The 25,224-nt window shown below is 65.7% G+C and carries 20 protein-coding genes; 11 read left to right on the top strand and 9 right to left on the bottom strand.

Features of this window, described 5'->3' with window-relative positions; all coding sequences use genetic code 11:
* Positions 1-56 precede the first annotated feature (56 nt).
* Entirely contained in the window at positions 57-812 is a 756-nt protein-coding gene (locus tag CAG46_RS19775) for a type 1 glutamine amidotransferase (RefSeq protein WP_085617160.1), read from the top strand.
* Positions 813-959: 147 nt separating this feature from the next.
* On the opposite strand, the gene CAG46_RS19770 is transcribed toward CAG46_RS19775, so the two are convergent.
* Entirely contained in the window at positions 960-2,267 is a 1,308-nt protein-coding gene (locus CAG46_RS19770; protein WP_085617156.1) for a DUF2235 domain-containing protein, read from the bottom strand.
* Positions 2,268-2,498: 231 nt separating this feature from the next.
* On the opposite strand from CAG46_RS19770, the gene CAG46_RS19765 reads away from it, so the two are divergent.
* The 10 genes from CAG46_RS19765 to CAG46_RS19720 all read left to right on the top strand — a co-directional run bounded on the left by CAG46_RS19765 (position 2,499) and on the right by CAG46_RS19720 (position 15,784).
* Entirely contained in the window at positions 2,499-3,458 is a 960-nt protein-coding gene (locus tag CAG46_RS19765; RefSeq protein WP_013971644.1) for a MoxR family ATPase, read from the top strand.
* 4 nt (positions 3,459-3,462) lie between these two features.
* Entirely contained in the window at positions 3,463-4,407 is a 945-nt protein-coding gene (locus CAG46_RS19760; RefSeq protein ID WP_041506176.1) for a DUF58 domain-containing protein, read from the top strand.
* A 13-nt stretch (positions 4,408-4,420) separates the two neighbouring features.
* The gene (locus CAG46_RS19755) at positions 4,421-4,915 is read left to right on the top strand and encodes a DUF4381 domain-containing protein (protein ID WP_015269461.1); all 495 of its coding nucleotides are present in this window, start codon (positions 4,421-4,423) and stop codon (positions 4,913-4,915) included.
* A complete protein-coding gene (locus tag CAG46_RS19750) occupies positions 4,908-5,984 on the top strand; it encodes a VWA domain-containing protein (RefSeq protein WP_015269460.1) in 1,077 nt (358 codons plus the stop codon). Before CAG46_RS19755 ends, CAG46_RS19750 begins: the two co-directional genes overlap by 8 nt.
* Positions 5,981-7,699, top strand: a complete 1,719-nt coding sequence (locus tag CAG46_RS19745) for a tetratricopeptide repeat protein (RefSeq protein ID WP_085617153.1) — start codon at positions 5,981-5,983, stop codon at positions 7,697-7,699. The genes CAG46_RS19750 and CAG46_RS19745 overlap by 4 nt, the downstream gene beginning before the upstream one ends.
* Positions 7,696-9,330, top strand: a complete 1,635-nt coding sequence (locus tag CAG46_RS19740) for a BatD family protein (protein ID WP_085617151.1) — start codon at positions 7,696-7,698, stop codon at positions 9,328-9,330. Before CAG46_RS19745 ends, CAG46_RS19740 begins: the two co-directional genes overlap by 4 nt.
* A 442-nt stretch (positions 9,331-9,772) precedes the next feature.
* Positions 9,773-10,039, top strand: a complete 267-nt coding sequence (locus CAG46_RS19735; protein WP_085617149.1) for a hypothetical protein — start codon at positions 9,773-9,775, stop codon at positions 10,037-10,039.
* Between the two features lie 275 nt (positions 10,040-10,314).
* The gene (locus CAG46_RS19730; RefSeq protein WP_085617147.1) at positions 10,315-11,553 is read left to right on the top strand and encodes an exonuclease SbcCD subunit D C-terminal domain-containing protein; all 1,239 of its coding nucleotides are present in this window, start codon (positions 10,315-10,317) and stop codon (positions 11,551-11,553) included.
* Positions 11,550-15,194 carry an AAA family ATPase gene (locus tag CAG46_RS19725; protein WP_085617145.1) on the top strand — a complete coding sequence of 1,215 codons (3,645 nt, stop codon included), beginning with the start codon at positions 11,550-11,552 and terminating at the stop codon, positions 15,192-15,194. The genes CAG46_RS19730 and CAG46_RS19725 overlap by 4 nt, the downstream gene beginning before the upstream one ends.
* A complete protein-coding gene (locus CAG46_RS19720) occupies positions 15,191-15,784 on the top strand; it encodes a glutathione S-transferase (RefSeq protein ID WP_085617143.1) in 594 nt (197 codons plus the stop codon). The genes CAG46_RS19725 and CAG46_RS19720 overlap by 4 nt, the downstream gene beginning before the upstream one ends.
* A 121-nt stretch (positions 15,785-15,905) precedes the next feature.
* Here CAG46_RS19720 and CAG46_RS19715 read toward each other — a convergent pair whose 3' ends face one another.
* The 8 genes from CAG46_RS19715 to CAG46_RS19675 all read right to left on the bottom strand — a co-directional run bounded on the left by CAG46_RS19715 (position 15,906) and on the right by CAG46_RS19675 (position 25,219).
* On the bottom strand, positions 15,906-16,085 hold the full coding sequence (locus CAG46_RS19715) for a hypothetical protein (protein ID WP_025338263.1): 180 nt from the start codon (positions 16,083-16,085) through the stop codon (positions 15,906-15,908).
* 122 nt (positions 16,086-16,207) lie between these two features.
* Positions 16,208-17,338 (bottom strand): lactonase family protein, encoded by a 1,131-nt coding sequence (locus CAG46_RS19710; protein WP_256575108.1) that lies wholly within the window; start codon positions 17,336-17,338, stop codon positions 16,208-16,210.
* The gene (locus CAG46_RS19705) at positions 17,304-17,594 is read right to left on the bottom strand and encodes a DUF5629 family protein (protein ID WP_025338261.1); all 291 of its coding nucleotides are present in this window, start codon (positions 17,592-17,594) and stop codon (positions 17,304-17,306) included. The genes CAG46_RS19710 and CAG46_RS19705 overlap by 35 nt, the downstream gene beginning before the upstream one ends.
* 162 nt (positions 17,595-17,756) lie before the next feature.
* Positions 17,757-20,132 carry an RND family transporter gene (locus tag CAG46_RS19700; protein WP_024086538.1) on the bottom strand — a complete coding sequence of 792 codons (2,376 nt, stop codon included), beginning with the start codon at positions 20,130-20,132 and terminating at the stop codon, positions 17,757-17,759.
* Between the two features lie 20 nt (positions 20,133-20,152).
* On the bottom strand, positions 20,153-21,172 hold the full coding sequence (locus tag CAG46_RS19695; RefSeq protein WP_085617139.1) for a YCF48-related protein: 1,020 nt from the start codon (positions 21,170-21,172) through the stop codon (positions 20,153-20,155).
* 288 nt (positions 21,173-21,460) lie between these two features.
* The gene (gene pepN / locus CAG46_RS19685; RefSeq protein WP_085617135.1) at positions 21,461-24,118 is read right to left on the bottom strand and encodes an aminopeptidase N; all 2,658 of its coding nucleotides are present in this window, start codon (positions 24,116-24,118) and stop codon (positions 21,461-21,463) included.
* A 13-nt stretch (positions 24,119-24,131) separates the two neighbouring features.
* The gene (locus tag CAG46_RS19680) at positions 24,132-24,962 is read right to left on the bottom strand and encodes a DUF2797 domain-containing protein (RefSeq protein ID WP_085617133.1); all 831 of its coding nucleotides are present in this window, start codon (positions 24,960-24,962) and stop codon (positions 24,132-24,134) included.
* Positions 24,959-25,219 (bottom strand): YeaC family protein, encoded by a 261-nt coding sequence (locus CAG46_RS19675; RefSeq protein WP_003260154.1) that lies wholly within the window; start codon positions 25,217-25,219, stop codon positions 24,959-24,961. The genes CAG46_RS19680 and CAG46_RS19675 overlap by 4 nt, the downstream gene beginning before the upstream one ends.
* Positions 25,220-25,224 lie beyond the last annotated feature (5 nt).

Genomic DNA, 25,224 nt, shown 5'->3' with positions numbered 1-25,224 from the left:
CGGCAGCAACTGGCTGCCGGGCAGTGCCTACTGCACCATCACCGTAGAGACTCACCATGAAAGTCCACTTCATCGTCCACGAATCATTCGAAGCACCCGGTGCCTATGAAACCTGGGTCAAGGCCCGAGGTCATGACGCCAGCTACTCCCGTGTCTACGCCAACCAGGCCCTGCCTGCGGATGCCAGCCACTTCGACCTGCTGGTCGTGCTCGGAGGGCCACAAGACCCGGCCACCACCGTCGCACAATGTCCACACTTCGATGCTGCCGCCGAATGTCGGCTGATCCGGCAAGCCATTACTGCCGGCAAAGCCGTGGTCGGTATCTGCCTGGGCTCCCAGCTCATCGGTGAGGCATTGGGTGCCCGGTTTGGCCACAGCCCGGAAAAGGAAATTGGCAAATTCCCCATCCGCCTGACAGCTGCAGGCAAAGCCGATGGCAAAGTCGCCCACTTTGGCGAAGTTCTACAGGTCGGCCATTGGCACAACGACATGCCAGGCCTGACGGCCGACGCCAAAGTCCTCGCCACCAGCGAAGGCTGCCCGCGCCAGATCGTCGAATACAGCAATCTGGTGTATGGCTTCCAGTGCCACATGGAGTTCACCGCCGAGGTGGTCGAACTGCTGATCGCCGCGTCCGAAGGTGAACTGGCCACCCTCACCGATCACCGCTTCGTACAGCAACCCGCCGCGCTGCGCGCCAACAACTGGGATGAGATGAACCATAAACTGTTCGTGTTCCTCGATCACCTGGTCGAGGAATACAACGCAACTGTTTTGCACAAGACCGCTACGCCAATACAGCCCCTGTAGGAGCGGCCTTGTGTCGCGATGGGGCGCGCAGCGGCCCCAGCATTCTCAGCTTCGCCGCAGAAATCGCTGGGGCCGCTTTGCGGCCCTTTCGCGACACAAGGCCGCTCCTACGAGGGATCGCGCCATCGCCAGCCAAAGAAGCTTCACTCAAGTTGGCGGATTCGCATGCTTCACCCGCCCCCCTGCCCCCGGCCGATCGACGAACAGCACGTCCAGCACACTGTTACGCAACCCCTTCAACGCATTCCAGTTCGCCGACGCATGCACATACCTGTCGCGCAACAAACGCAGCTCATCCTCGGTCAACCCAGGCTGCTCACTCTCACCCAAGGCAAACCCGTGCAACTTGCGGCTGATGCCCAGCAACTCCTCCGGCAACCGATGCTCAGCCTGCCCGCCCAACGGCGCAAACGGCACACCCGCCCGCACCGCCAACTCACGCATGATGCTCAGGTACACCCGGGAAAGCTGCCCCGCCACTTCCCGCTCGCGGTACACCGCCGCATAAACCTGCTTTTGCGCCTCGCTAGGCAGGCCACCGGCAATCGGCTCCTCCCAGGCCAGCACACGCGGCCTGGGCGCGCCCATCTCACCAAACGACGACGCCAGCAACGCACTGACTGTTGCATGCACACGCGTGTGCTCGACGCGCATTCTCAGCGGCACCCGCTGAGAATGCGGTTTGCACAGCAGCACCTGCTCCTGCGTGGTATCCGGGTAACCACCGCCAATGTTCGAGTGCACGCCTGGCAACACGATGTCATGGCCGCTGCGCACCAGCGGGAAGTTGTGCCGCTGCTCGTCCCCCGCCACCAGCTGCACCATTTGCCGGGCAATGCCCGCACCCAGGCCCAGGCGCAAGCCACCATGGCGGTCGTCGGCGGGGTCGAAGTCGCCCTGTAGCGGCGCGATGATCGCCGCCACCGTGTCGAACAGGCCGATGAAATTGATGACGATGCCGCAGCGCACAGCCAACAGACTGCCGCCGCCATCATGCAGCAGGTTGGCCAGATGCCGCACAGCCGCCGCGCCCCGGCTGAAACCGAACAGGTCGAACTCGACCCGCTCGAGCCTTGCCTGTGGGTGCGCCTGGCCCCAGTCCCGCAACTGCCCGGCAATGCCCGCCAAGGCCTCGGCGACCCGCGCCTCGGCCCCCCAGCGCCCACACCCGGTGGCCGAGGCATAGGCATGATCCGCCTCCCCCGCCAGGGTGCCCACGCCCTCGACATAGCGCTTCAGAAACGCCATGGTCCCGTCAGCATTGGCCCCCTGCACCGGATACAGCGCATGCAACAGGGCCACGTTGCTCAAGGCATTGGCATAACTGCCCCCTTTACCCACCGGTGCATCCACCGGCATCACATTGTTCAGGTTGTTACCAGTACCATCGAAGAACACGCCAAAACGCAGAGTGACCGGCGTGATGCGTGCAGTGCTACAGCTGTTCAGGTCCATTGTCCTGCCTCCTGCTTGTACAAAAAGCACAAGCAGGCGCCAGCACGCCGCCGCGGAACATCAGCCAATGGCCAGCCATATGCAGGACATTTCCGGACCTGCATGGCCCCCGGCAAGGATAAATTTCCCTGCCGCCATTGGTCGCCACCCCCCCGGATGGATTAAAGTATCACCCCTTGCCAGGGCAGCTGCTTCCAGCCGCCTGCGGCCCCATACCAGGAACCGTCACCGATGGAACACCGTGAAGCGCTGATCGCGCTGCGCACCTTTCTTTCTTCCCAGATCCTAGGCCAGGAGAAACTGGTCGAGCGGCTGTTGATCGTGCTCCTGGCCGACGGCCACATGCTGGTCGAAGGCGCGCCGGGCCTGGCCAAGACCAAGGCCATCAAAGAGCTCGCCGAAGGCATCGAGGCGCAGTTCCATCGCATTCAGTTCACCCCCGACCTGCTCCCGGCCGACATCACCGGCACCGAAATCTACCGCCCGGAAACCGGCAGCTTCGTGTTCCAGCAGGGGCCGATCTTCCACAACCTGGTGCTGGCCGACGAAATCAACCGCGCCCCGGCCAAGGTGCAGTCCGCACTGCTCGAAGCCATGGCCGAGCGCCAGGTCAGCGTGGGCCGCAGCACCTACGACCTGTCGCCACTGTTCCTGGTGATGGCAACGCAGAACCCGATCGAGCAGGAAGGCACCTACCCGCTGCCCGAAGCCCAGCTCGACCGCTTCCTGATGCACGTGAAAATCGGCTTCCCCGACGCTGCGGTAGAGCGGCGCATCCTGTTGCAGGCCCGTGGTGAAGCCCTGGGCGGCGAGACCAAGCCCGAGCGCCGGGTCAGCCAGCAGGCGATCTTCGCCGCCCGCAAGGAAATCCTCGGCCTGTACATGGCCGACGCGGTGGAGGAATACCTGGTGCAACTGGTGATGGCCACCCGCACCCCAGCCAAGTTCGACGCCGAACTGGCCGACTGGATCGCCTACGGCGCCAGCCCGCGTGGTTCCATTTCGCTGGACCGCTGCGCGCGCGCCCACGCCTGGCTGGCCGGGCGCGATTTCGTCAGCCCCGAAGACATCCAGGCGGTGCTGTTCGACGTACTGCGCCACCGCATCATCCTCTCGTTCGAGGCCGAGGCGGCAGGGATCGACCAGGACCGCGTGGTCCAGCGCATCCTCGACGTCGTCGCCGTTGCCTGAGCCCATGCCCACCGCGTCGCTGGCCGAGCCCGGCATCCGCATCGGCCTTGCCGAGCTGATCGACATGCGCCACCGCGTGCGCGAAATCCAGCTGTTTTCCCGGCCCGGCCAACGCAGCCCGCTGGTGGGCCTGCACCACTCCAAGCTTCGCGGGCGCGGCGTGGACTTCGACCAGGTGCGCGTTTACCAGGCCGGCGACGATGTGCGCAACATCGACTGGCGGGTCACCGCGCGTACCCAGGAACCGCACACCAAGCTGTTCCACGAAGAGCGCGAACGGCCCATCTTCATCCTTGTCGAGCAGAGCCAACGGCTGTTCTTCGGCTCGGGGCTGATGTTCAAGTCGGTGCTGGCCGCCCAGGCCGCCGCGCTGTTCGGCTGGGCCGCGCTGGGCCACAACGACCGCATCGGCGGGTTGGTGTTCGGCGACAACGAACACCACGAAATCAAGCCCCGGCGCAGCAAGCAGAGCCTGCTGCAACTGCTCAACCGCCTGGCCAAGGTCAACCAGGCGCTGCACACCGAGGCCACGCCCGGGGCCGACAGCCTGGGCCTGGCCCTGCGCCGCGCCCGCGAAGTGCTGCGCCCCGGCAGCCTGGCCATCGTGATCTGCGATGAGCGCTCGCTCACTGCCCAGGTGGAGCAGCACCTGGCCATGCTCTCGCGCCATTGCGACCTGCTGCTGATGCCGGTGTCCGACCCGCTCGACCACGCCCTGCCCGCCGCCGGCCTGCTGCGCTTCGCCCAGCGCAGCGCGCAGCTGGAGCTCGACACCCTGGACGCCAACCTGCGCCAGGCCTACCGCCAGCAGGCCGAAGCGCGCATCGAGCGCTGGGAGCTGATGGCGCAAAAGCTGCGCGTGCTGCTGATGCCACTGAGCACCCAAAGCGAAATGATCGAGCAACTGCGCGAGTACCTGAACGCCCAGCGGCCACGGAGCGCGTCATGAAGAGCAGCGGCCAATGAACCCGCTTGACCAACTGCAGCCGCTGATCGCCCCCGCGCCGATCGGCCTGTGGCCACCGGCACCCGGCTGGTGGCTGCTGCTGGCCGTGCTGCCGCTGCTGGCCTGGGGCCTGTGGCGGGTGCGCCACTGGCGCCCGGGCAAACGCCGCATCGTGCGTGCCGAACAACCCTTGGACCCGGTGCGCGTGGAAGCGCTGGCCGAACTGGCCCGCCTGCCGCGCCCCTACGACGGCGCTCCGGCCGGGGCCTGGCTGCAACAGATCAACGCCCTGCTCAAGCGCCTGTGCCGCAGCCACTACCCGGGCGCCAACAGCCACACCCTCAACGGCCGCCAGTGGCTGGCGTTTCTCGACAACCGCTGCCCGGCCGCCGGCCTGACCCGCTGGATGGTACTGGTCGAAGGCGCCTACAAACCCGAGTGCAAGCTCGACGACAAGGCCATCGCCGGGCTCAGCCAAGCCGTCGAAACCTGGATTCGCAAGCATGTTTGAACTGGCCTGGCCGTGGGTCTTCGCCCTGTTGCCGCTGCCGTGGCTGGCGCGCCTGGTGCTGCCGGCCGCCGACAGCGGCGAACCGGTGCTCAAGGTGGGCTTCCTCGACGAACTGGAAGGCCTGGCCGGGCGCCGCGCGCGGCTCAACCTGCCGACCTGGCGCCAGCAGGCGCCCTTTGTCGTCATCTGGCTGTTGCTGCTGTGCGCCGCCGCCCGCCCGCAATGGTTGGGCGAGCCGGTGCCAGTGGCTGCCAGCGGCCGCGACCTGCTGGTGGCGGTGGATGTGTCCGGGTCGATGGACTTCCCCGACATGCAGTGGCAGAACGAAGAAATCAGCCGCCTCGACCTGGTCAAGGCGCTGCTCGGCGACTTCCTGCAGGACCGCGAGGGCGACCGCGTGGGCCTGATCCTGTTCGGCAGCCAGGCCTACCTGCAGGCGCCGCTCACTTTCGACCGGCGCACCGTGCGCACCTTCCTCGACGAGGCGCAGATCGGCATCGCCGGCAAGAACACCGCCATTGGCGATGCCATTGGCCTGGCGGTCAAGCGCCTGCGTCAACGCCCGGCACAAAGCCGGGTGCTGGTGCTGATCACCGACGGCGCCAACAACGGCGGGCAGATCCACCCGCTGACCGCCGCCCGCCTGGCCGCCCAGGAAGGCGTGCGCATCTACACCATCGGCATCGGTGCCAACCCCGAAGCCAGTGGCACCCCTGGCCTGCTCGGCCTGAACCCGAGCCTGGACCTGGACGAAGCCTCGCTCAAGGAAATTGCCGACATCACCCACGGCACCTACTTCCGCGCCCATGACGGCGCCGAACTGGACGCCATCGGCGACACCCTCGACCAGCTCGAACCGGTGGCCCAGCAACCGACCCAGGCGCGCACGGCCAAGGCCCTGTATGCCTGGCCCCTGGCCCTGGCCTTGCTGCTGAGCGTGCTGCTGGTGCTGGCCGTGCAATGGCCCGACAACCTGCTGCACCGCCTGCTGCGCAAGCCGCGCTTCCTGCAACCGCACCCGGAATGGCGCCAGCGCCTGAAGCGCCTGCGCCTGAGGAGGCGGCGATGATCGAACTGTGGCCCGAATGGTTGCGCCCGCTCTGGCTGCTGGCCGTGCCCCTGCTCGCCTGGCTGCTGTACAAACTGTGGCACCGGCGCAAGCGCGCCGGGCGCTGGCAGATGATTCTGCCGCCGGCGTTCCATGGCGTCCTGCTCGGCGGTGGCAGCGGCAGCACCAGCAAGCTGCCGTGGGTGGCGCTGGGCCTGGCCTGGGTGCTGGTGATCCTGGCGCTGCTCGGGCCCAGTTGGCAGCGCGTGGAAGAAAGCCGCCAGCGCCCGGCCGACCCGCTGGTGATCCTGCTCGAACTGACCCCGCAGATGCTCGCCGAGGACAGCCCGCCCAACCGCCTGGAGCAGGCGCGGCGCAAGATCCTCGACCTGCTGGAGCACCGCCGCGACAGCCAGACCGCGCTGGTGGTCTACGCTGGCTCCGCGCACACCCTGGTGCCACTGTCCGATGACCTGGCCACCAGCCGCAACCTGCTCGAGGCGATCGACCCGTCGATCATGCCCAAACCCGGCCAGCGCGCCGACCTGGCCGTGCAAAAAGGCCTGGCCCTGCTGGCCCAGAGCGGCCTGGGCCAGGGCCGCCTGCTGCTGGTCGGCTCGTCGCTCAGCGCCCCGGAGCGCCAAGGCATCGCCCAGGCCCTCGGCCGCCAGGGCCCGAGCCTGCTGATGCTGGGCATCGGCAGCCGCGAAGGCGCACCGGTGCGCCAGGCCAATGGCGAATACCTCAAGGACGACCAGGGCGGCATCCTGTTGCCACGCCTGGACAGCGCCAGCCTCAAGGGCTTCATCAGCGGCACCGGCGGGCGCTACCGGCATGCCCGCATCGACGACCTCGACCTGCGTGGCCTGGGCCTGTTCGACAACCCGCGCGCCGGGCGCAATGACGGCCAGACCCTGCAACTGGACAGCTGGGCCGACCAGGGTTACTGGCTGCTGCTGCCGCTGTTGCTGCTGGCCGCCTGCGCCGGCCGACGCGGCTGGCTATTCTGCCTGCCGCTGCTGCTGGCCCTGCCCCAGCCCAGCCAGGCCTTCGAGTTCAGTGACCTGTGGCTGCGCCCCGACCAGCAAGGCCAGCGCCTGCTGGAGCAGAACCGCCCCGCCAGCGCTGCGCGCCAGTTCCAGGACCCGCAATGGCGCGGCATGGCCCTGTACCAGGCGGGCGACTATGCTGGCGCCGCCGAAGCTTTTTCCCAAGGCGACACCGCCGCCGCCCACTACAATCGAGGCAATGCCCTGGCCCATAGCGGTGAACTGGAAGCCGCCCTGGACGCCTACGAACAAGCCCTGGAACGCCAGCCCGACCTGCAAGTGGCGCTGGACAACCAGGCACTGGTGCAGCAACTGCTGCAACAGCGCGAAGCCAAGGCCGAGGAGCAACCAGCCAGCAGCGATGCCCAAGGCACGCCCGGCAGCGAAACCGAAGGCAACAGCAGCTCGGCCAGCAGCCCGGCCCAGGGCATGCCCGGCAACGACGAACAAGCCAGCGCCGAACAGCCCGGCGAAGGCAGCAGCAACAGCCAGGTAGCGCCCGGCAACCAGGCGGGCGCGGATGACAGCGTCATCCAGCCGCCGCAGCGCCCGGTATCGACCAGCCTCGATGCCGAACAGCGCCAGGCCCTGGAACAATGGCTGCGGGAGATCCCCGACAACCCGGCGGAGCTGCTGCGGCGCAAATTCTGGTATGAACAGCAATTGCATCAGGAAACCCCACGATGAGTCGCTTCGGCGTCTTTCTCCTCAGTCTGCTGTGGGCCGTGCTGGCCCAGGCCGAACCGTTGCTGCGCGCCAGCGTCGACCGTACCCGCCTGGAAGCCGGCGAAAGCCTGGAGCTCACCCTGGAAAGCCAGGACGTCACCCAGTTCGGCAAGCCCGACCTGCGCGCGCTGGAGGGTGACTTCGAAGTGCGCGGCACGCGCCAGCTGAACAGCCTGCACAGCCTCGACGGCGAAACCCGCGCCAGCACCCGCTGGATCATCACCCTGCTGCCGCGGCGCAGCGGCAGCCTGCGTATCCCCGAACTGCAACTGGGCCAGTCGCACAGCCAGGCCATCGAACTGCAAGTGCTGCAGGCCGATGCCAGCCGCCAGGACAGTGCCTCGCAGGTGTTCATCGAAGCCACGCTCGACAGCAGCGAGGTCTACGTCCAGGCCCAGGCCGTGCTCACCCTGCGCATCTACCATTCGGTGGCACTGTACGACGACAGCAGCCTCAGCCCGCTGCAACTGGAGAACGCCAAAGTCGAACCGCTGGGTGAATCGCGCACCTATGAAAAGGAAATCAACGGCGTCCGCCACGGCGTGATCGAAACCCGCTATGCCGTGTATGCCCAGCAAAGCGGCACCCTCGACATCCCGCCACTGACCTTCACCGCCACCGCCGCCGCCAGCCCGGACCAAGCCCCACAAGCCAACGGCACGGCCCGGGCCGGCCACCAGGTGCAGGTCAGCTCGCTGCCATTGCGCCTGGCCGTGCGGCCGATTCCTGCGGCCTGGCCTGCTGGCGTGCCATGGCTACCGGCCCGCAGCCTGACCCTGGAAGAGCACTGGAACCCCGACCCTGGCAACCAGCAGGTGCAGATTGGCGACTCGCTGACCCGCAACATCACCTTGCGTGCCGAAGGCTTGTCCAGCACCCAGCTGCCGCCGCTGCCAGCCACCGAAATCACCGGCCTGCGCCGTTACCCCGACCAGCCGTTGCTGCGCAACGAAATCAGCGAGCGCGGCATGACCGCCAACCGCGAAGAGCGCGAAGCCCTGGTGCCGACCCACAGCGGTACGCTGGCCCTGCCGGCGCTGGAAGTGGCCTGGTGGAACACCCGCGAAGACCACCTGGAACACAGCAGCCTGCCGGCGCGCACGCTGAACGTGCAGGACAACCCGGCGCTGAGCGCCGACACCCCGGTTGGCGACAGCAGCAGTGCCAGCAGCTTGCTGTGGCCGTGGCAGCTGGCCACCCTGGTGTTCGCCCTCACCACCTTGCTGGGCTTTGCCCTGTGGTGGCGCGCCCGCTCGCAGCCAGCGGTGCTGCGCGCCGCGCAGGCCGGGCCGAGCCCGCGTACCTTGCTGGATGATCTCAAGCGCGCGTGCCAGGCCAACGACCCACAGGCAACCCGCCAGGCGCTGGACGCCTGGGCCCGCCAGCAGCCGGAGACCCTGGCCGAGATGGCGGCGCGGTTCGTGCCGTTGTCGGATGCACTGGATGGGTTGAACGGGGCGCTGTATAGCGAGAGCGGGCAGTATTGGCAGGGTGAGGATTTGTGGCGGGCGATCGGTACGATTCCGCCGGCTGAGCAGGTATTGCTGCCGACCGGCGAGAACGGCAGCCTGCCGCCGCTCTATCCCAAGTGATGTGCTGCCTGTGCAGGCCTCTTCGCGGGTAAACCCGCTCCCACAGTGACCGCGTACGCCAAGAACCTTGCGCAGTACCTGTGGGAGCGGGTTCACCCGCGAACACCGGCGTAGCCGGTGCCACCGTAAGATATTTCTGAACCTGCAACCCAATGCTTCAGAATCAACCCGCTTAGGAATTATCCTACGCGCGCTGCCGAACTATCGCTGTTGTCGGGGAAACACCTCACGGATAACGTTTCCGGGTCGCTTCGGTGACCGGGTGTGAGAACCCGACAGAGATTTTACGCAGCACCTCTATGGTGGCCGTACGTGGGCGGGCCTTGGCCTGGCCGAGTCTTTGCGTATTTCTCCTCGGTTTCTCACCCCGCGTACGGCTGCCACCCTCAATCCGTGAGAAAGATTCAGGTGGCAGTTCCCTTCTCCTTCAGAGGAATACGCCATGAAGAAACTCGTGCCCGATCCACCCGTAAAACTAACGGCCGGCCCCTTCTACACCATCAACCAGGACACACCCTCGGTTGACGCCCTGATCCACACCCTCCAGCTGATGGCCGGCATCGAAGACTCGCTGGACGAATACATCTGCGCCAATGCCGGCGAGCCCGGCATCAACATGCTGGTCAACGCGGTGCATCACGTACAGATGACCAAGGCCCTGGCCGAGTTGCTGTTGCACCGGCAAACCGGGGATATCACCCTGCACTGACTACACAGCCCCAAGACAAGCGCGGCCCCTGTAGGAGCGGCCTTGTGTCGCGAAAGGGGCGCAAAGCGCCCCCAGGATCTTCGCATCACCGCAAAATCGCCGGGGCCGCCTTGCGGCCCTTTCGCGACACAAGGCCGCTCCTACAGAAAGCGTGATCGCATCAAGGCTGCCAGGTGTTCGCCGACACACTTTCAGGCGAGCACCTGTTAGCCCCATGCTTGGGTTACCATACCGCCCTTTCCCCGCTTGCTCGACTCGACACCAACAGGTCATCCATGCGTCTGTTTCATACCTCCGACTGGCACCTGGGCCAAAGCCTGCACGGCCAGGAACGCGACTTCGAACACGCCTGCTTCCTCGACTGGCTGCTCGGCCAGCTGCGCCTGCGCCAGCCGGATGCGCTGCTGATCGCCGGCGATATCTTCGACACGGTCAACCCGCCGGTCAAAGCCCAGGAACGTCTCTACGACTTCATCGTCCAGGCCCACGAACAACAGCCGAAGCTGGACATTGTGATGATCGCCGGCAACCACGACTCCGGCTCGCGCATCGAACTGCCCGCGGCACTGATGCGCCGCCTGCGCACCCATGCCCTGGGCCGTGTGCACTGGCTGGACGAGGGCCAGCTGGACGCCGAGCGCCTGCTGATTCCGCTGACCAATGGCCGTGGCAAGGTCGCCGCCTGGTGCCTGGCCTTGCCCTTCCTGCGCCCGGCCGAGGTGACCGGCCCGCAATTGGGCGACGACTACCTGCAAGGCATCACCCAGGTGCACCAGCAGCTGATCGCCGCCGCGCAAAAGAAGCGCAAGAAGGACCAGGCGCTGATCGCCATCAGCCACGCGCACATGGCCGGTGGCGCGGTGTCGGAGGACTCCGAGCGCAGCCTGATCATCGGCAACGCCGAGGCGCTGCCGGCCAAGCTGTTCGACAAGGCCATCAGCTACGTCGCCCTGGGCCACCTGCACAAGCCGCAGAAGGTCAACCGCGAAGAACGCATCCGCTACAGCGGCTCGCCGATCCCGCTGTCGTTCGCCGAAATCAACTACCCGCACCAGGTGCTGGAAGTGGAGCTGGACGGCACCGGCCTGGCCAGCGTCGAACCGCGCCCGGTACCGCGCGCCGTGGCCCTGCAACGGGTCGGCCCGGCACCACTGGGCGAACTGCTGGAGCAGTTGGCCGACCTGCCAGTGATCGACCTGCTCGAAGACCCCAACCGCCAGCCCTGGCTGGAGGTGCGGGTGATACTGGATGAGCCGCAACCCGACCTGCGCCAGCAGATCGAAACCGCACTGGAAGGCAAGGCCGTGCGCTTGATCCGCATCAGCGCCGAATACGCCGGCCGCAACAATGCCGAAGACGATGACCTGGCCTTTGTAGAACTGTCCCAGATGACCCCGCAGGACCTGTTCAGCCGCGCCTGGGAGCAGGCCTATGGCAACCCCGCCGACGAACAGGCGCTGGCCGACTTCGCCCTGCTGTTGCAGGACGTGCAGCAGGAAGAGGAACAGCCATGAAAATTCTTGCCATCCGCCTGAAGAACCTGGCATCCCTGGCCGGCCCGGTCGATATCGACTTCACTGCCGAACCGCTGGCCAGCGCCGGGCTGTTCGCCATCACCGGGCCTACCGGGGCGGGTAAAAGTACCCTGCTCGACGCCCTGTGCCTGGCGTTGTTCGGCACCGTGCCACGGCTGAACGACATTGGCCGCGAGGCCAAGGTACCGGATGCAGACGGCGAGATCCCTACCTCCGACCCGCGCAACCTGCTGCGCCGCGGCACCGGCAGCGGCTTTGCCGAAGTCGATTTCGTCGGCATCGATGGCCGCCGCTACCGCGCCCGCTGGGAAGCCAACCGCGCCCGCGACAAGGCCAACGGCAAGCTGCAGCACAGCCGCCAGAGCTTCTATGACCTGGACAGCGAGCAGGTACTGGGCAGCGGCAAGAACGAATACAAACAGCTGGTCGAAGCCCGCCTGGGCCTGAACTTCGAACAGTTCACCCGCGCGGTGATGCTGGCCCAGAGCGAATTCGGCGCCTTCCTCAAGGCCGACGACAAAGAACGCAGCGAGCTGCTGGAAAAGCTCACCAACACCGCCATCTACACCCGCCTGGGCCAGCGGGCATTCAGCAAGGCACGCGAAGCCGGCGAGGCCCACAATGCCCTGAAGGACCGTGCCAGCCACCTGCTGCCGATGGCCGCCGAAACCCGCGCCGAGCTCGACCAGCGCCTGGAACAGGCGCAGCAGCAGTTCAAGGCCGACCAGGCCGGCGAGCGCCAGCTGGAGCAGCAACGCAACTGGCTGAACGAGCAGCGCCAGCTGCAGGCCCAGCACGCCGAAGCCGGCACCGCGCTGCAGGCCGCCGAGCAGGGCTGGCAACAACTGGCTGACCAGCGCCTGGACCTTGTGCGCCTGGAGCGCCTGGCCCCGCAGCGTCACCAGTTCCACCGCCAGCAGACACTGACCGCGCAACTGGCACCGCTGGCAGCGAAGATCGCCGAACAACAGCAGCAGCAAGCCGAGCTGCAAGTGCGCACCAGCGAGCTCGAACAGGCGCTGGACGCCGCGCGTCAGGCGCTTGCCGATAGCCAGGCCCAACACAGCGAGAACGCCCCTCGCCTGCGCCAGGCCTTCGCCGCCCAGGACAACCTGGCCCGTCTGGAGCAGGAGCTGGCAGCACAGCGCAGCGCCGGCCAGCAGGCCGAGCAGCAGGTCGCCGAAGGCCAGCAGCACCTGCAGCAGCTGGAAGACAACCAGCAGCGCAGCCTGCAGCAACTGGCGCAGATCGACACCGCGCTCGCCGACAGCCAGCACCTGGCGGGCCTGGCCAATGCCTGGCACGCCTACCTGCCGCAACTGAAGCAAGTGATGCTGATCGGGGGCCGCCTGGCCAAGGGCCGTGAAGAGCTGCCCGGCCTGCAGGCCCAGGCCAGCCAGGCCAATGCGCACTTGCAGGCCGAGCGCGATGCCTTCGAGCTGCTGTTCCGCGAAGCCAAGGCCGAACCCCAGGCCCTGGCAGAACAGATCGACCTGCTGGGTGGCATGCTGCAGGACAACCGCAAGCAGCAGCGCGCCGTGGAAGAGCTGTCACGCCTGCATGGCCGTGAACTGGAACTGCGCCAGCAGCTGGAGGCCGTGCGCGTGCGTCAGCAGCAGGCCATGCAGCAGCGCCAGCAACTGATTACCGAAGGCACCGCCGCCAAGGCCGAGCTGGAAGCCGCCGAGCAAGCGCTCAACCTCACCCGCCAGTTGCTGGAACGCCAGCGCCTGGCACGCAACACCAGCGTCGAAGAGTTGCGCGGCCAGTTGCGCGACGGCGAACCCTGCCCGGTGTGCGGCAGCGCCGAGCACCCGTTCCACCAGCCTGAAGCGCTGCTGCAAAGCCTGGGTCGCCATGACCAGGCCGAAGAAGATGCCGCGCAGAAGCAGGTCGAAACCCTCAACAGCAAGCTGGTGGAGCTGCGCACCCAGCTGGGCGTGGTCAACGCCCAGCTCAAGGACTTCCAGCAGCAACAGCAGCACCTGGACGAACAGCTGCAACCGCTGGTGGCCCAGGTGCAGGCGCACAGCCTGTGGCCGGCCCTGGCCCCGCAGGACGACAAGGCCCGCAGTGCCTGGCTCGACAGCCAGCTGCGGCGCCTGGACGAAGAAATCGGCCAGGACGAGAAACGCCAGAGCGCCCTGCTCGCCCTGCAAAAAGATGCAGCCCGTCTCAACCAGCAACTGCAGGCCGCCCAGCAGGCGCAACAGCAAGCCCAGCGCCACCTGGAGCAACAGCACCAGGCCCTGACCAGCGACGAGCAGCAGTTGCAGCAAGGCCTCGCGGACCTTGCCGGCGTATTGCCCGAAGAGGCCCTCAAGGCCTTGAACGACGACCCGGCCAATGCCTTCCTCGCCCTGGACCAGCAGATCGCCCAACGCCTGCAGCAACTGGAGCAGCGCAAGGACGAACAGGAAGAACAGCAAGCCCGCCAGGCCCAGCTGGACAAGCTGCGCGACCAGCAGCAGGCACGCGTGCAGACCCAGCAGCAGCTGCAGCAGAAACTTGCCGCCCTCGACGAGCAGCGCCAACAGGCCCAGGCTTCGCTTGGCGAACTGCTTGGCGGGCACGCAAGCGCCGAAGCCTGGCAACAACACATGGACGCCGCGCTGGAGCAGGCCCGCGCCCTCGACACCGACACTGCCCAGCGCCTGCAGGAGCTGCGTACCCAAGGCGTGCAACTGGCCAGCGAACGCAAGGCCAACACCCAGCAGCAGCAGGCGCTGGACGCCGAGTGCCAGCAGTTGCAGGGCCAGATCGCCCAGTGGCGCGCAGAACACCCGGAACTGGACGACGCCGGCCTGGATCGCCTGCTGGGCATGGAGGATGCGCAGGTCAATGAGCTGCGCCAGCGCCTGCAAGGCGCCGAAAAGGCCATCGAACAGGGCCGCGTGCTGCTGCAGGAACGTGAACAACGCCTGCAGCAACATGCCGCGCAAATGACCGTGGACACCTCGGCCGACGCCTTGGAACAGGCCCTGACCGAACTGCGCGAACGCCTGGCCGGCCATGAGCAGCAATGCGCCGAACTGCGTGCACAGCAGGCCGATGACCAGCGTCGCCAACAGGCGCACCAGGCGCTGGCGGCGGAAATCGAACAGGCCCACCAGCAGTGGCAACGCTGGGCTCGCCTGAACGCCCTGATCGGTTCGGCCTCGGGCGATGTGTTCCGCAAGATCGCCCAGGGCTACAACCTCGACCTGCTCCTGCACCACGCCAACGCCCAGCTGCGCCAGCTGGCCCGCCGCTACCGCCTCAAGCGCGGCGGCAGCGCGCTCGGCCTGCTGGTGCTGGACACCGAGATGGGTGATGAACTGCGTTCGGTGCACTCGCTGTCTGGCGGAGAAACCTTCCTGGTGTCGCTGGCCCTGGCCCTGGGCCTGGCCTCGATGGCCTCCAGCACGCTGCGCATCGAATCGCTGTTCATCGATGAAGGCTTCGGCAGCCTCGACCCCGAGTCGCTGCAACTGGCCATGGACGCCCTCGACGGCTTGCAGGCCCAGGGCCGCAAGGTGGCGGTGATTTCCCACGTGCAGGAAATGCACGAACGCATCCCGGTGCAGATCCAGGTACGCCGCCAAGGCAATGGCCTGAGTGACGTGGAGGTGTGCGGGTGATCCTCTACTCGTTCCGCCGCTGCCCCTGGGCCATGCGCGCGCGCCTGGCCCTGCGCTATGCGGGCTGCGAGGTGGGGATTCGCGAGGTAGCGATGAAGAACAAGCCGGCAGAACTGCTGGCCTTGTCACCCAAGGGCACGGTGCCGGTACTGGATACCGGTGCCGGGGTGCTCGAAGAAAGCCTGGACATCATGCGCTGGGCGCTGGCGCAAAACGACCCGCAGGACTGGCGGCTGCAGGCCGACCCTGTGGCGGCGCAGCAGGCTGAAACCCTGATTGCGCGCAACGACAGCACGTTCAAGGCGCAGGTGAACCTGTACAAGTATGCCGAGCGCTACCCCGAGCATACCCGCGAGCATTACCGCCAGCAGGCCGAGGCCTGGCTGGCGGAGCTCGAAGGCCTGCTGGCGGGCAGTCCCTACTTGCTGGCCACGCACCCGAGCATTGCCGATGCCGCGTTGCTGCCCCTGATGCGCCAGTTTGCCGGGGTCGAACCGCAGTGGTTCGCCGAGGCGGCTTATCCGCGGGTGCGGAGCTGGCTGGAGGGGTGGTTGGCTTCGGAGCTGTTCAAGGCCGTAATGGCCAAATGAACCCTGTTTCCTGTACTGGCCCTATCGCCGGCAAGCCAGCTCCCACAGGTACGGCGCTGGACCTGAGGCCTGCTCAACCCCTGTGGGAGCTGGCTTGCCGGCGATAGGGCCAGTACAGGATTCAGTGGTTGTGCTTGCCACTCAATGCCGCATGGAAGTTGGCGCTCTGGCGCAGGTACTGTTCGGTGTAGCTATGGGTGGCGGACGCCTTGCCGCTGCTGTCGGCATGGGCATGCGTCGGCAATACGACCGAAGCGGAAATGGCGGATGCGGCAATGACCGGGAAGAGATTGAAGTTCATCTGGGCTGACCTCGACGGCGGTGGTTTGACGTTGGCCTGTTTGGGCCTTGGGGCAAACTTACGCCGCCGAAGCCGCAGGCAAAAATTCATTGCGGCAGTATCGATTATCACGGCGATCGATATCACTCGATGAATTTCAGGTCCGACGGCGCATCCTGCTTCAGCGTCTGCACCGTCTCCAACAGCTTGCCGCTGCGCGGATCGCGGCGTATCACCACGATCTGGTTGCTCTTCTGGTTGGCCACCAGCAGGAAGTTGTCACTCGGATCGAGGGCGAACTCGCGGGGATGATCCCCCTCCACCGAACGGCGCTGCAGGAACGTCAGTTGGCCATCCTGCTTGCCCACGCTGAACACCACGATCTCGTTGGCCGTGCCTCGGTTGCTCACATACAGGAAGCGCCCGTCTGCCGACAGGTGCAAGCCACCTGCCGCTTTCGCCGCAGCTTCCTTGCTCTCGGTCAGGGGCAGGCGCTGGCGTTCGACCAGGTTGCCCTCCTGCACATCGAACATGACCACATCGGCACTCATTTCCAGGGTCAGGTAGGCGTGCCGGCCCTTGGCGTCGAACAACAGGTGGCGCGGCCCGCTGCCCGGCGGCAGGTCCACCGACGCGGGGATCGCCGGCGTCAGCGGGTGGTCTGCGCTGGCACCGTCGTAGCGGTAGATGAACACCTTGTCGGCACCCAGGTCGCTGGCATACAGGTGGCGGCCGTCGGGTGACAGCACCAGCGAATGCACATGGGCGCCGGCCTGGCGCTCGGGGTTGACCCCGCTCGCCTTGTGCCGGGCCTGTTGCACCACCGGCTTGAGCTTGCCGTCCTTGGCCACCGGGATTACCACCAGGCTGCCGCCAGGGTCGGGCTTGACCGCGTAGTTGGCCACGAACAGATAACGCTGGTCCTGGCTGAGGCTGGCGTGAGTCGGCTCGTCACCTTGGCTGGCCACCTGGTTGATAGGCTTGATCTCGCCTTTTGCACTGACGCTGAAACTGCTGGCATGGCCGTTCGGGGTTTCATTGACCGCGAACAGCTGGCGTTGATCGGCCGACAATACCAGCCACGAAGGGCTGACACTCTTCACCACCTGCTGCGGCGCAGGTTCGATATGGCCGGTCTTTTCGTCAAACTGATAGCGGTAGATGCCCTGGCTGGCGCCATCGGTGTAGCTGCCCACCAGCAAGGTGGCGGCGTGGGCGTGGAGGGTCATGCTCATCAGGCTAGCGGTCAGCAGGCTCGTCCAGATCCGATTCATCTTCGTCATCATCCGGGGCACGAAAGGCACTCATACAGACTAGTCGATGCTCGCCGTTGGCATCGTCGAGTTGCCACTCGTCACCCACGGCGATGGCAGCAGTGATCTGCTCGGGGGTGAAGGACCAGCGGCGGAGCTGGCGGCCGTCCATGCATTCGATGGTGAGGCCGGATTCATCGGAGGTGAAGTCGAAGGCGTGCAGGCCGTCGATCAGGAGCATGTCGCAGGACTGCAGGGCGGTGGCGAGGGGGGACATGGGGGTACCAATCTGAAATGAGTTGGCATTATAGCCCTGGGGCTGCTTTGCAGCCCATCGCGACACAAGGCCGCTCCTACAGGGATCGCATCAGCCTGCCGATACGCGTTCCCCTGTAGGAGCGGCCTTGTGTCGCGATGGGCCGCATAGCGGCCCCTGCGGTCAATGAGCGAAAATGGAGCCCCCCTCCTTGCCCACCATCTTCTCAGGCTTGATCAGGAACCTTGCCAGCGCCGGCAGCAGCCACAGCGCACCGAACATGTTCCACAGCAGCATGAAGGTCAGCATCAGCCCCATGTCCGCCTGGAACTTGATCGCCGAGAAAATCCAGGTGCACACGCCGATGGCCAGGCACAACCCGGTGAACAGCACCGCCTTGCCAGTCGAGCGCAGGGTCTCGTAATAAGCCTCCTGCAACGGCAACCCGGCGCGCAGGAAGCTTTCCAGCCGGCTGTAGATGTAGATGCCATAGTCCACGCCAATACCCACACCCAGCGCCACCACCGGCAAGGTCGCCACCTTGACCCCGATGCCCATGTAGGCCATCAGCGCGTTGCCCAGCACCGAGGTCAGCACCAGCGGCAGGACGATGCACAGGGTGGCGGCAAACGAGCGGAAGGTAATCAGGCACATCACCGCCACACAGATGTACACCAGGATCAGGATGGTCAGCTCGGCCGACTTGATCACCTCGTTGGTCGCCGCTTCGATCCCGGCATTGCCCGCCGCCAGCAGGAACTGCAGGCCTTCCTTGTTGTGGCTGTCGGCAAACGCCTTGGCCACGGCAGTGACCCGCTCCAGGGTTTCGGCCTTGTGGTCGTTGAGGAACACCAGCACCGGCGCCAGCGAGCAGTCGCCGTTGTACAGGCCATCGGCGCGGGCGATGGAGTTGTTGAGGATGTCCGGGTTGCGCGACAGGGTTTCCCATTTCAGGCTGCCCTCGTTCATGCCCTTGATCACCTGCTTGGACACGGTCACGAGGGAAATTGCCGACTGCACGCCCGGGGTGTTCTGCATGGTCCACATCAGCTCGTCGATCGGCGCCATGGTCGAGTGGATCGAGCAGCTTTCCGGCGGGGTCTTGACCATGATCACCAGCACGTCGGAACTGGTCGAGTAGTTGCTGATGATGAAGTTGTTGTCCTGGTTGTAGCGCGAGTCGGGGCGCAGCTCCGGCGCGCCCTGGTCGAGGTCGCCGATCTTCAGGTTCTGGCTGTACCAAAGGCCACCGGCGAAGGCGACCAGCGCCAGGGCCACCGACACCGGCGCCACCTTGGCACTGGCGAAGTTCGACAGCAGGCGCCAGAACGGGTGCTCGCGGGTGGCGTCCTGCTTGCTGCGCTCGACGGCCTTCTTGCTGATGCCGACGTAGGAGATGGCTACCGGCAGCAGGATGAGGTTGGTGAACACGATCACCGCCACACCGATGGAAGCACCGATGGCCAGCTCACGAATCACCCCGATGTCGATGATCAGCAGGGTGATGAAGCCCACGGCGTCGGCGAGGATGGCGATCATCCCCGGCAGGAACAGCTGGCGGAACGTGCGCCGGGCGGCGGTCAGGGCGTTGTCGGCGTCACTCGACTGAAGGGCGATACCGTTGATCTTCTGCACCCCATGGGAAATGCCGATGGCGAAGATCAGGAACGGCACCAGCATCGAGTACGGGTCCAGGCCAAAGCCCACCGCATGCATCAGGCCCAGCTGCCAGACCACCGCCACCAGGGTGGTGATGAGCACGGCGATGGTGCTGCGGATGCACCAGGTGAACCAGTACAGCAGCACCCAGGTGATGGCCAGGGCGACGCCGAAGAACATCGCCACCATCACCAGGCCGTCGATCAGGTCGCCGACCTTCTTGGCGAAGCCGACGATGTGCACCTTCACGTTGGGGTTCTGCGCCTGGAACTTGTCACGGATCTTTTCTTCCAGCTGGTGCGAGAACTGCTGGTAGTCCAGCTTCACCTGCTTGCCCGGGTCCTGCGGGTCTGGGTAGCTCTCCAGCAGCGGCACGTCGACGATGCTGGACTTGAAGTTGTTGCCCACCAGGCGCCCCACCTGGCCCGACTTGAGCACGTTGTCGCGCAGGGTGTCGAGGCTGTCCTGCGAGCCGTTATAGGTGTTGGGGATCACCTCACCACCGGAGAAGCCTTCCTCGGTGACCTCGCTCCAGCGCACGCTGGGGCTCCACAGCGACTTCAGCCCGGCACGGTCGACGCCAGGGATGTAGAACACTTCGTCATGGATCTGCCGCAGGGTCTCCATGTAGTCCTTGTCGAAGATGTCGCCATTCACGGCCTCCACCGAAATGCGCACGGTGTTGCCGAGGTTGGCCAGGTCGTTGCGGTGCTCCATCATCTGCTCGATGAACGGGTGCTGCAGCGGGATCATCTTCTCGAAGCTGGTGGACGGGCGAATCTGCGTGGCCTGCCAGAACAGGAAGATGCTGACCAGTACGCACAGGGCGATGACCACGGGGCGATTGTTGAAGATCAGGCGTTCGAGCAGCGTGGCCTTGTCCTGGTGATGCGGGTGCATGGTGATGCTCTCCCTGCTGGTCATGGACGCACCTCCTGGTCAGCACCCTGTGGGTCAGCCAGGTGCACGCCACCCTGCCCTACCAGCAGCAGGCCGCCATCGGCCAGGCCGCTGACGCCGGCCAGGGCAATGCGGTCGGCGCGGTTGTAGACACTGAAGGTCTGGCCATCATCGGTGCTGCGCAGCACGCTGCCGCCATTACCGACCAGCACCAGGCTACCGTCCTCGACAAGCGTAGCGCCTGCCAGGCCGAATTCGAGGGTGCCACGTGCGGCCTTGAGCTCGATCGGCTGCCAGCTGTCACCGAAATCGGCGGAACGGAACAGGTTGCCGCGCAGGCCGTAGGCCAGCAGGGTGTGCGGCTGGGCAGTGCCGATCACGCCGAACAGCGAGCCCTCGTAAGGGCCCTCGACCTTGGCCCAGGTCTGGCCGTTGTCGGCGGAGCGGAACATGCCACCCTGCTCGCCGACGATGAACAGGCCCGCGTCACGCACCTGGGCGATACCGTTCAGGTGCAGCTGGTCGGGGTTGTCCAGGCGCTCGGCGACATCCTGCCAGTGCTGGCCGCCGTCGGTGGTTTCCAGCAAGGCGCCATAGGCACCTACGGCAAAGCCGTGCTGGGCGTCGAGGAAGGCGACATCGAGCAAGGGTGCTTCGCGGGACAGGTCTTCGAACTGCTTGCTCCAGGTGGCACCACCATCGCTGCTGGCGAGCACCAGCGCATCGTGGCCGACGGCCCAGCCGCGCTTGTCGTCGAGGAAGAACACCGCGGTCAGCAGTTGCCGGGTGGGCACCCGCGCCTGGGTCCAGGTGCTGCCCTGGTCGTCGGAGAACAGGATATGACCGCGATCGCCCACCACCACCAGGCGCTTGCCGGCATGGGTGGCGTCGATCAGCAGGCTTTGGCTGGCCTTGGCCGATTCGGTGGAATACTCGTCGGCGGCAGCGGCTTGCACGCTGTCAGCCCACACGCCAAGCCCCAGCGCCAGTACCGCGCCGGCTGCCAATGGCCAGGCAAAGCGCCTGTTCTGTTCCCTCATGACTGTCCCCCTGTTGTGTTCTTGTGTGGTGGGTCAATGCACTGCAGGTACTGCGAAAAGCCTGATCTAGAGGCCTGCAATAGCTTGAGGGGATCGTAGCGGGGATATTTGCGGGAACACAACGGGCGGGGTGTTATGTTTTGTTGTCGGCATTGTAAAGCCGGGGCCGCTGTGCGGCCCTTCGCGGGCACGCCCGCTCCCACAGGGATATCACAGGCCTTGAAAGCAGTGATATCCCTGTGGGAGCGGGCGTGCCCGCGAAGGGCTGCAAAGCAGCCCCCTTGGCCCTCAAGCCAGGCTCTTGCTCACAACCTCATACACATCACTGGACAGCTCACCAGAAGCCAGAATCCGCTCCAGCTCGCCCTTCATCAGGGCCTGACGCGCGTCGTCATACTTGCGCCAGCGGGTCAGCGGTGCCAGTTGCCGCGAGGCGATCTGCGGGTTCAGCGCATTCAGCTCGATCACCAGGTCCGCCAGGAAGCGGTAGCCGGAGCCATCCGCCGCATGGAAGTTGACCAGGTTCTGCCCGGCAAAGGCGCCGACCAGCGCACGTACCTTGTTCGGGTTCTTCAGGGTGAACGCCGGGTGCTGCATCAGCGCCTTGACCCGCGCCAGCCCGCCCGGCAGCGTACTGGCCGCCTGCACGCTGAACCACTGGTCCATGACCAGCGGGTTGTCCTTGAAGTGCTCGGCAAAGGCTTCCAGCGCCTTGGCCCGCTCGGCCTCGAACGGCGAGTTGACCAGCACGGCCAGGGCGGTCAGGCGCTCGGTCATGTTGTCGCAGTGCTCGAACTGTTCCAGGGTCGCCTGCAGCACCTGCGGCTTGCCGCTCTGCATCAGGTACGACAGCGCGATGTTCTGCAGGCTGCGGCGGGCGAAGTGCTCGGCCGAGGCCACGTAGGCGGTGCTGCGCGACACTTCGCGGTTGGCCTGGTAGCGCGCCCACAGGGCGTCGAACAGCTGCTCGGCGATCTGCTGGCGGGCGAACTCGCGGGCGGCGTGGATGGCGTCCACGTCGGCCACCTGGCTGATTTCGGTGAGGTAGGCCTCACCCGGCAGCGAGAGCATTTCGGCAACCATGGCCGGGTCCAGCGACTCGTTGCCGAGCACGGTGCCCAGGGCGCTGATCAGGCGCTGGTCGAGCTTGAGTGCTTCGCCGCGCTGATGCTGGCCGATCAGTTCCTGCAGCACCTGCACCGACAACTGCTGCCCCGCCTCCCAGCGGTTGAAGCCGTCGCTGTCGTGCTGCATCAGGAACATCAGCTGGTCGCGGTCGTAGGGGAAGCTGAGCTTGACCGGTGCACTGAAGCCACGCAGCAGCGACGGCAGCGGCTTGGCCTGGATGCCCTGGAAGGTGAAGGTCTGCTCGGCCTCGGTCACCGACAGCACGCGGCTGGTGCCCTGCGCCGCCACTTCGCCGGCCAGTTGCAGCGGCAGGTCGTTGCCTGCAGCATCCAGCAGGCCAAGCTCCACCGGGATCACGAACGGCAGTTTTTCGGCCTTGTCCGGGGTCTGCGGGCAGCTCTGGCGGAAGGTCAGGCTGTAGGTCTGCGCGGCCGCGTCATAGGCCTCGCTGACTTCCAGGCGCGGGGTGCCGGCCTGGTTGTACCAGCGCTTGAACTGGGTGAAGTCGACGCCGTTGGCGTCTTCCATGGCCTTGATGAAATCGTCGGTGGTCACCGCCTGGCCATCGTGGCGTTCGAAATACAGGTCGCTGCCCTTGCGGAAGCCGTCTGCGCCCAGCAGGGTACGAACCATGCGCACCACTTCGGCGCCCTTCTCGTACACTGTCAGGGTGTAGAAGTTGGAGATCTCGATGAAGCTGTCCGGGCGCACCGGGTGGGCCATGGGGCCAGCGTCTTCGGCGAACTGGTGAGTACGCAGGTAGGCCACGTCTTCGATGCGTTTGACCGTGCGCGAGTTCATGTCGGCGCTGAACTCGGCATCGCGGAACACCGTGAAGCCTTCCTTCAGAGACAGCTGGAACCAGTCACGGCAGGTGACGCGGTTGCCCGACCAGTTGTGGAAATACTCGTGGGCGACCACGCCTTCGACGCGCTGGTGTGCGGCATCGGTGGCCGTTTCGGCACGGGCCAGCACACAGCTGGAGTTGAAGATGTTCAGGCCCTTGTTTTCCATGGCGCCCATGTTGAAGTCGTTGACCGCGACGATCATGAAGATATCCAGGTCGTACTCGCGGCCATAGACTTCTTCGTCCCAGCGCATGGACTTCTTCAGGCTGACCATGGCGTGGTCGCACTTGTCGATGTTCTCGGGCTCGACGTAGATGCGCAGGGTCACGTCACGGCCGGACTGGCGGGTGAAGCTGTCCTCGACGCACCACAGGTCACCGGCCACCAGGGCGAACAGGTAGGCCGGCTTCATGAACGGGTCTTCCCAAGTGGCCCAGTGGCGGCCATCTTCGGCCGGCCCGCTGCCGATCGGGTTGCCGTTCGACAGCAATACCGGGTAGCGATGCTGCTCGGCGATGACCGTGGTGGTGAAGGTGCTCATCACGTCCGGGCGGTCGAGGTAGTAGGTGATCTTGCGGAAGCCTTCGGCCTCGCACTGGGTGCAGAACATCTTGCCCGACTTGTACAGGCCTTCCAGTGCGGTGTTGCTTTCGGGGTGGATCTTCACGCTGGTGTCGAGGGTGAAGCGCTCGGCCTTGGGCTGCACGGTCAGGCTGTCGGCATCGAGCTGGTAGTCGCCCGGCTGCAGCTCCTGGTCATCCAGCGAGGCGCGCAGCAGTTCCAGCTGCTGGCCATCGAGTTCCAGTGGCGGCAGACCGGCACCGCGTGCCGGGTTGCGGCGCATGACCAGTTGCGCGTGAACCAGGGTGTGGTCCTCGAACAGCTCGAAGGTCAGGTGCGTCTCGTCGATCAGGTACTCGGGCGCCTGGTAATCCTCGAGGTAGATCACTTGCGGTTGTTCGGTACGCATGTGCAGGTCCTTTTTACTGGAGCACGGCCAACTGGTAGGCCGTGTACTTGCGAATATTGATCACACCGGTGTCGAAGATCAGGTACTGGCCCTTGATGCCCAGCAGCGTGCCTTCCACTACCGGGTCCTTGTCGAGGTTGAAACTGACGATCTTCGATGGGTAGGCCTCGACCGGGTACTTCATCTGCACCACTTCGGCGTCGGCCAGCGGCTGGATCGCCTGCAGGCCGAAGCGCCCCTGCAGCTCGCGCAGGCCATCGGCACAGGCGTCGAACACCTGTTCACGAATGGCGGCCAGGTCGAGCTCCTCGGCATCGCCCTTGAGCAGGGCGCGCCAGTTGGTGCGGTCCGGCACCTGGCTGCGCAGCAAGTCTTCGACCAGGCCGGACTGCTGGCGGGTGGCCACGCGCACGATCGGCAGGGCCTGGCTGGCACCCTGGTCGAGCCAGCGGGTGGGCAGCTGGGTGGCCCGGGTGATACCGACCTTGATCCCCGACGAGTTGGCCAGGTAGACCACATGGTCGGTCATGCAGAACTGTTCGCCCCACGACGGTTCGCGGCAGGTGCCAGCGTCGTAGTGGCACTTTTCCGGGGCCATGATGCACACATCGCACTGGGCCAGTTTGGTCATGCACGGGTAGCAGTAACCCTGGCTGAAGCTGGTCTTGGTGCGCTTGCCACAATGGCTGCAGTGAATGGCGCCGAGGTATTCAAGGCGCAGGCGCTGGCCGATCAGCGGGTTGACCGGCACCTGCGTGTCATCCAGACGGAAGCTGTACTGCACCACTGGCGCCTGCAGGCTTACCGCCATCTTGCTCAACGAGCCACGAGCGAGTTCGATCAATGTACCGAGTCCGACTTGAACAGAATGTTGGCGATCGGCGCGGACTTCGAGGCGCATTCCTGCGGGCCCATGTAGCCGGTACGCTGGTCTTCGGGCAGGTTTTTCATCTCCCAGGCGATTACCGCCTGCAGCGACAGCTCTTTCTGCTCGGCAGTGAGCTTGCGGCCATCCGACCATTTGCCGATTTCCACGGCCAGTTTCAGGCTCTCGTAGATTTCCGGGGTGATGTTTTCAATCATTTGCGCGAAAGTGGACATAGTGT

It is taken from the genome of Pseudomonas sp. B23(2017), assembly GCF_002113725.1.
Classification (GTDB): Bacteria; Pseudomonadota; Gammaproteobacteria; order Pseudomonadales; family Pseudomonadaceae; genus Aquipseudomonas; species Aquipseudomonas putida_Z.
This window is presented reverse-complemented; position numbering and strand designations above follow the sequence as displayed.

Bases quoted from the DNA above. Each gene is read 5' to 3' on its own strand.
- CAG46_RS19775 (WP_085617160.1), top strand. From the start codon at position 57: ATGAAAGTCCACTTCATCGTCCACGAATCATTCGAAGCACCCGGTGCC.
- CAG46_RS19770 (WP_085617156.1), bottom strand. From the start codon at position 2,267: ATGGACCTGAACAGCTGTAGCACTGCACGCATCACGCCGGTCACTCTG.
- CAG46_RS19765 (WP_013971644.1), top strand. From the start codon at position 2,499: ATGGAACACCGTGAAGCGCTGATCGCGCTGCGCACCTTTCTTTCTTCC.
- CAG46_RS19760 (WP_041506176.1), top strand. From the start codon at position 3,463: ATGCCCACCGCGTCGCTGGCCGAGCCCGGCATCCGCATCGGCCTTGCC.
- CAG46_RS19755 (WP_015269461.1), top strand. From the start codon at position 4,421: ATGAACCCGCTTGACCAACTGCAGCCGCTGATCGCCCCCGCGCCGATC.
- CAG46_RS19750 (WP_015269460.1), top strand. From the start codon at position 4,908: ATGTTTGAACTGGCCTGGCCGTGGGTCTTCGCCCTGTTGCCGCTGCCG.
- CAG46_RS19745 (WP_085617153.1), top strand. From the start codon at position 5,981: ATGATCGAACTGTGGCCCGAATGGTTGCGCCCGCTCTGGCTGCTGGCC.
- CAG46_RS19740 (WP_085617151.1), top strand. From the start codon at position 7,696: ATGAGTCGCTTCGGCGTCTTTCTCCTCAGTCTGCTGTGGGCCGTGCTG.
- CAG46_RS19735 (WP_085617149.1), top strand. From the start codon at position 9,773: ATGAAGAAACTCGTGCCCGATCCACCCGTAAAACTAACGGCCGGCCCC.
- CAG46_RS19730 (WP_085617147.1), top strand. From the start codon at position 10,315: ATGCGTCTGTTTCATACCTCCGACTGGCACCTGGGCCAAAGCCTGCAC.
- CAG46_RS19725 (WP_085617145.1), top strand. From the start codon at position 11,550: ATGAAAATTCTTGCCATCCGCCTGAAGAACCTGGCATCCCTGGCCGGC.
- CAG46_RS19715 (WP_025338263.1), bottom strand. From the start codon at position 16,085: ATGAACTTCAATCTCTTCCCGGTCATTGCCGCATCCGCCATTTCCGCT.
- CAG46_RS19710 (WP_256575108.1), bottom strand. From the start codon at position 17,338: ATGAATCGGATCTGGACGAGCCTGCTGACCGCTAGCCTGATGAGCATG.
- CAG46_RS19705 (WP_025338261.1), bottom strand. From the start codon at position 17,594: ATGTCCCCCCTCGCCACCGCCCTGCAGTCCTGCGACATGCTCCTGATC.
- CAG46_RS19700 (WP_024086538.1), bottom strand. From the start codon at position 20,132: ATGCACCCGCATCACCAGGACAAGGCCACGCTGCTCGAACGCCTGATC.
- CAG46_RS19695 (WP_085617139.1), bottom strand. From the start codon at position 21,172: ATGAGGGAACAGAACAGGCGCTTTGCCTGGCCATTGGCAGCCGGCGCG.
- pepN (WP_085617135.1), bottom strand. From the start codon at position 24,118: ATGCGTACCGAACAACCGCAAGTGATCTACCTCGAGGATTACCAGGCG.
- CAG46_RS19675 (WP_003260154.1), bottom strand. From the start codon at position 25,219: ATGTCCACTTTCGCGCAAATGATTGAAAACATCACCCCGGAAATCTAC.